The sequence below is a fragment of the Nitrospirota bacterium genome, assembly GCA_016214385.1.
In the GTDB taxonomy this organism is placed as follows: domain Bacteria; phylum Nitrospirota; class Thermodesulfovibrionia; order UBA6902; family JACROP01; genus JACROP01.
This window is the reverse complement of the sequence record JACROP010000023.1, coordinates 1-4,744: the sequence shown is the minus strand read 5'-3', so window position 1 is coordinate 4,744 and position 4,744 is coordinate 1. Positions and strand designations below refer to the sequence as shown.

The following is a 4,744-nucleotide window of genomic DNA, read 5'->3' as shown; positions in this document are numbered from 1 at the left end:
TTTTGCACGGCAATTGCAGCTTTTATTTCGCCATTTATAGCTTTTTCAACAATCGATTTGCAAACAGAGTGGAATTCGGAATCCTCATTGTTAGCATAAACAAGGATGTTTGTATCAATCAGCTTTGCGGTCAAGATATTCCCTGTAAAGTTTATCCCTTGCAGTTGCTTCCTTCCTTATATGACCAAGATGGAAGGTTGGGATTGTCAGATGGCGTGCTTTCTTTTTTTCTTTTTGTAATGGTTCTTGTTTTATTTTCAGATATTTGGCAAAGTCTATTACTTCGTCAAGCTTTTCAGGCGGCAGGTCATCTAAGATGTTCATTATTTTTTTCTGTTTTTCGGCCTGTATCGGCATTGCATGCTCCTTTATTCGAGATTTGTTTAAAAATAACAAAAAGGGTAAGTTTAGTCAATGGAAGAGAACATCTAACAGGCTACTTTAATGTATTGGCAGAAAACCATTATTAGAAATACCGGATTCCGCATCGCCCGATCGGAGTCGAGGGCAGGCAAGTGCGAAAGGAGAAAAGGCAGAAAAGGTGACAGGCTACTTTTTATGGATAATTGAATGACTTATGCCGAGGATAGAAAGAGGATTAGCAGACAATATTGTTTACCATGTCATTAATCGTGGAAATGGGAGACAAGAGGTTTTTCATAAAGATAGGGATTATGAGGCATTTATGAAACTGATAAAGGAGTCAAAGGAGCGATATTCTGTAAAGCTCTTTGGTTATTGTCTGATGCCTAATCATTTTCATATGGTTGTGAAGCCGGATCGTGGGGAAGATCTGAGCCGGTGGATGCAATGGGTGATGACGAGCCATGTAAGGCGTTATCACCGGCATCATGGCAGCAGCGGACATGTGTGAACGAAAAAAGTCGCCTGTCCCCTTTTCTGCCCTAACAGCGCTGATAATCCTTGAAAATGCATAGCGTGCGCATTCCCCACCCCTCATATTTTTTGCCTAAACTCCTTGACCGTAAAAACACGATATGCTAAAGAGTGCTATGGATTATTCTATAAAGATTGGCGGAGAGGCTGGGCAGGGCTTACAGACCATCGGCCATGTCCTATGCAAAGTGTTTCTCCGCGGGGGTTTTCATATTTTTGCCTATCAGGACTACGAATCGAGGATAAGAGGCGGCCATAATTTTTATCAGCTCCGATTTTCTGACAGGCCTGTGCTTTCTTCATCTGAAAAGGTTAACCTCATTGTTGCCTTAGACAGAGAAAGCATTGAAAGGCATCGTTCAGAACTTGTGGAAGTCGGTACGACTCGCAACCGAGAAGGCCTTGTCCTTTATGATTCTAAATCGCTTGGAATAAATCACAGCGACCCTTCCTTTCTCGATGTGCCGATGGAGACAATTGCAGTTGAAAAGGGCGGGAACAAAGTAATGATGAATACAGTGGCTGTGGGCGCTGTCCTCGGCATGCTGAATTTTGATTTTTCAATCCTCGAATCCATTCTGAGGGAATCTTTCAGCAGAAAAGGCATTGAGCTTGTTGAGGGCAACATCAGGGCAGCCAGGGCTGGTTATGATTATGCAAAGGAAAAATGTCTGCGATGCCGGTTCAATGTATCGCCAATACATGGGCCAAGAAGGATGCTGATAAGCGGCAATGAGGCCCTTGCCCTCGGCGCACTTGCCGCTGGATGCAAATTCATGTCAGCCTATCCAATGACACCTTCAACAGGGATTATTACCTATCTTGCAGGAAAGGCAGAGGAATTCGGGCTTGTGGTTGAGCAGGCAGAAGATGAGATAGCAGCTATAAATATGGCCTTAGGTGCTTCCTTCACAGGAGTAAGGTCACTGACTGCCACCTCTGGCGGAGGATTCTGCCTTATGACCGAGGGAGTTTCCCTTGCTGCAATGACAGAGACGCCCATTGTCATTGTAATAGGGCAGCGGCCAGGCCCGAGCACAGGGTTGCCTACAAGGACAGAGCAGGGCGAATTGTTCTTTGTCATTCATGCAGGTCATGGAGAATTTCCAAAGGCAGTCTTTTCTCCAGGTACCCCTGAAGACGCATTCTATCTGATACAAAAGGCATTCAACATAGCTGAAAAATATCAGTGCATAGTTTTTGTCTTTAGCGACCAGCACTTAGCAGATTCTTACTGGTCAGTAGATGGCCTTGACTTTAACCGCATAAAAATAGAAAGGGCACTTTTAAGGGATGATGAAGTTACAGAGGATTACAGAAGGCATAAAATCACCGACTCTGGTGTATCTCCGAGAGCGATCCCGGGCCAGGCTAAAAAGGCAGTAGTTGTTACTGACAGTGATGAGCATGATGAGGAGGGACATATCGTAGAGGATGCTGAGACGAGAAAGGCCATGGTCCTTAAGAGGATGCGAAAACTTCAGGGCATAGCTTCTGAGATCACTATGCCTGAACTTTATGGCACGGGTAATCCTGATTTGCTTTTAATAGGCTGGGGTTCTACTTACGGCGCACTGAGGGAAGCCATAGACCTCCTGAGGATAGAGGGCATAAATGCATCAATGCTGCATTTTAAAGAACTCTGGCCTTTTCCAGAGGGAATAGGTCGAGTAATAAAATCAGCTAAAAACATATATACGGTTGAAAACAATTTCACAGGCCAGCTAAGGCGACTTATCAGTGCAGAGACAGGCATTGAGCTCAACGGGAGTATTAACAAATTCGACGGCAGGCCATTTACATCAGGGGAAATTATCAGGGAGCTGAAAAATGCCCTCAATAGATGATTACAAGGGTCAGAAACCTGCATGGTGTCCTGGCTGTGGAAATTTTGGAATCTTAAGAGCCGTAAAACAGGCATTTGTAGAGCTTGGCCTTGAACCGCACCAGGTTTTGCTTGTCTCAGGAATAGGGCAGGCCGGTAAGCTACCCCATTACCTGCGATGCAATACCTTTAACGGCCTGCATGGCCGAACTCTTCCAGTTGCAACAGGCGCAAAACTTACAAACCATGAACTTACGGTGGTTGCTGTTGCCGGAGATGGGCAATCAGAAGAAATATAAACATTACTCTTATAGTGCATAACAACCAGATTTATGGACTTACAAAAGGCCAGGCATCTCCGACTTCAGATGTAGGAATGACAACAAAAGTCCAGCCCGACGGTGTAATAGTATCGCCATTTAACCCCATTGCCCTCGGAGTTTTTTTGAATGTAAGCTTTGTTGCGCGAGGTTTTTCAGGAGATGTCAGCCATCTTACAGGACTCATAAAGGAGGCAATCAACCATAAAGGTTTTTCAATGATTGATATACTTCAGCCATGTGTCACCTTTAACAGGCTCAACACCTTTGCATGGTACCGAGAAAGGGTTTATACGCTCGATGCAGGTTATAATCCAGAGGACAGGGCATCTGCCTTTGAGAAGTCTCTTGAGTGGGGTGAGAAAATCCCCATTGGCGTGATTTATAAATCCGTACGACAAACTTTTGAGGACCAGATACCAACACTCAAGAAGGGGCCTCTTGTCTCACTCGAGACAGGTGGTCCTTTTGATAATGCCATGCAGGAGTTTTACTAAATCTATCCCCCTATATTAACCACTTGATTAAAACGCCCTGAAAAGCTTAATATACTTCAATGAAAAGGGCATTTTTACTCCCTATTATTATCTTACTGTTTACATTTGCATGCTCTTCAAAAAAGACTGCCCTCAAAGATACTCCTGTTTTTGAACCGGAGGCCCTTCTTCAGCAAGCCAATGAAAAGATTAAACAGAAAGATTATGAGGGAGCACGGGCAATACTTCAGGATATAAAGGCAAAGGACGCCTCAAAAAAGTATGCCACAATTGCCCAGATAAAGATTGGTGATACCTATTTTGAAGAAGAAAGTTATGAAGAAGCACTCGTGGAATATTCAAACTTCCTCGATGTCCACCCCCATCATAAATATGCCCCATATGCCCAGTATCAACTGGCCCTGACTTATTTCAAGCAAATAGACTCTGTTGATACGAGTTATTCCATGGCTCTCAGGGCATTGAGGGAATTTGAAAAACTCCAGAGGCTTTATCCGAGGAACCCCTATATGGACGTTATTGAAAGCAGGATAAAGATGTGTAAAAGTATCCTTGCTGAATATGAACTTTATGTTGGGAAGTTCTACTTTAAGAAGGGTTCTTACAATGCCGCAGCCGGGCGTTTCAGAGAGCTTATAGAAAAGTATCCGAACACTAAAAATGAACCCGATGCCCTCTATCATCTTGCCGTCTCATATAATCATCTCGGGGATAAGGATAAGGCGCTCGATGTCTTTAACACACTGTTGTCAAAATATCCCACGAATAAACTTTCTAATGACGCAAAGAAGTTAATTGCCTCTATAAACACGGGGAAGTGAGCTACTACCCTGTATTTCTAAATCTCGAAGGTAAAAAAGTCGTTGTAGTCGGTGGCGGCCCTGTAGCTGCAAGAAAGGTAAATGCCCTTCTTAAGTCGGGAGCCAGCGTTACTGTTATAAGCCAGAGTGTCACAAAGTCCCTTGAAACATTAAAACAGAAAGGGATGATAAAACATATTAATAGAACGTATAAAAAGAATGACCTTAAAGCCGCATTTCTTGTTATTGCCGCAACTTCCTCTTGGGAAGAAAATATAAAGATTGCAAGGGATGCAAAGTCTCTTATTAATGTAGTTGATATGCCCTCTCAGGGAAACTTTATTGTTCCATCCACAATAAGCCGCGGCCCTCTGACAATTGCTATATCTACAAGCGGCACAAGCC

5 protein-coding genes and 1 pseudogene are annotated in these 4,744 nt (G+C 43.6%); 5 read left to right on the top strand and 1 reads right to left on the bottom strand.

Features of this window, described 5'->3' with window-relative positions; translation table 11 throughout:
* Positions 1 to 114: 114 nt before the first annotated feature.
* Positions 115 to 357 (bottom strand): hypothetical protein, encoded by a 243-nt coding sequence (locus HZC12_01290; protein ID MBI5025367.1) that lies wholly within the window; start codon positions 355 to 357, stop codon positions 115 to 117.
* Between the two features lie 220 nt (positions 358 to 577).
* Here HZC12_01290 and HZC12_01285 point away from each other — a divergent pair, with 220 nt between their 5' ends.
* From HZC12_01285 to HZC12_01265, 5 genes and pseudogenes are all read left to right on the top strand, one after another.
* Positions 578 to 874 (top strand): transposase, encoded by a 297-nt coding sequence (locus HZC12_01285; protein ID MBI5025366.1) that lies wholly within the window; start codon positions 578 to 580, stop codon positions 872 to 874.
* Between the two features lie 139 nt (positions 875 to 1,013).
* Entirely contained in the window at positions 1,014 to 2,744 is a 1,731-nt protein-coding gene (locus HZC12_01280; protein ID MBI5025365.1) for a 2-oxoacid:acceptor oxidoreductase subunit alpha, read from the top strand.
* Positions 2,728 to 3,539, top strand: a pseudogene (locus tag HZC12_01275) (2-oxoacid:ferredoxin oxidoreductase subunit beta). The gene HZC12_01280 and the pseudogene HZC12_01275 overlap by 17 nt, the downstream one beginning before the upstream one ends.
* A gap of 59 nt (positions 3,540 to 3,598) precedes the next feature.
* Positions 3,599 to 4,360, top strand: a complete 762-nt coding sequence (locus HZC12_01270) for an outer membrane protein assembly factor BamD (protein MBI5025364.1) — start codon at positions 3,599 to 3,601, stop codon at positions 4,358 to 4,360.
* The coding region (locus HZC12_01265; GenBank protein MBI5025363.1) for a bifunctional precorrin-2 dehydrogenase/sirohydrochlorin ferrochelatase at positions 4,357 to 4,744 on the top strand (388 nt) is incomplete at its 3' end. The genes HZC12_01270 and HZC12_01265, both read left to right, overlap by 4 nt.

Excerpts from the sequence above, each read along its gene's own strand:
- HZC12_01290 (MBI5025367.1), bottom strand. The coding sequence starts at position 357 with ATGCCGATACAGGCCGAAAAACAGAAAAAAATAATGAACATCTTAGAT.
- HZC12_01270 (MBI5025364.1), top strand. The coding sequence starts at position 3,599 with ATGAAAAGGGCATTTTTACTCCCTATTATTATCTTACTGTTTACATTT.
- HZC12_01285 (MBI5025366.1), top strand. The coding sequence starts at position 578 with ATGCCGAGGATAGAAAGAGGATTAGCAGACAATATTGTTTACCATGTC.
- HZC12_01280 (MBI5025365.1), top strand. The coding sequence starts at position 1,014 with ATGGATTATTCTATAAAGATTGGCGGAGAGGCTGGGCAGGGCTTACAG.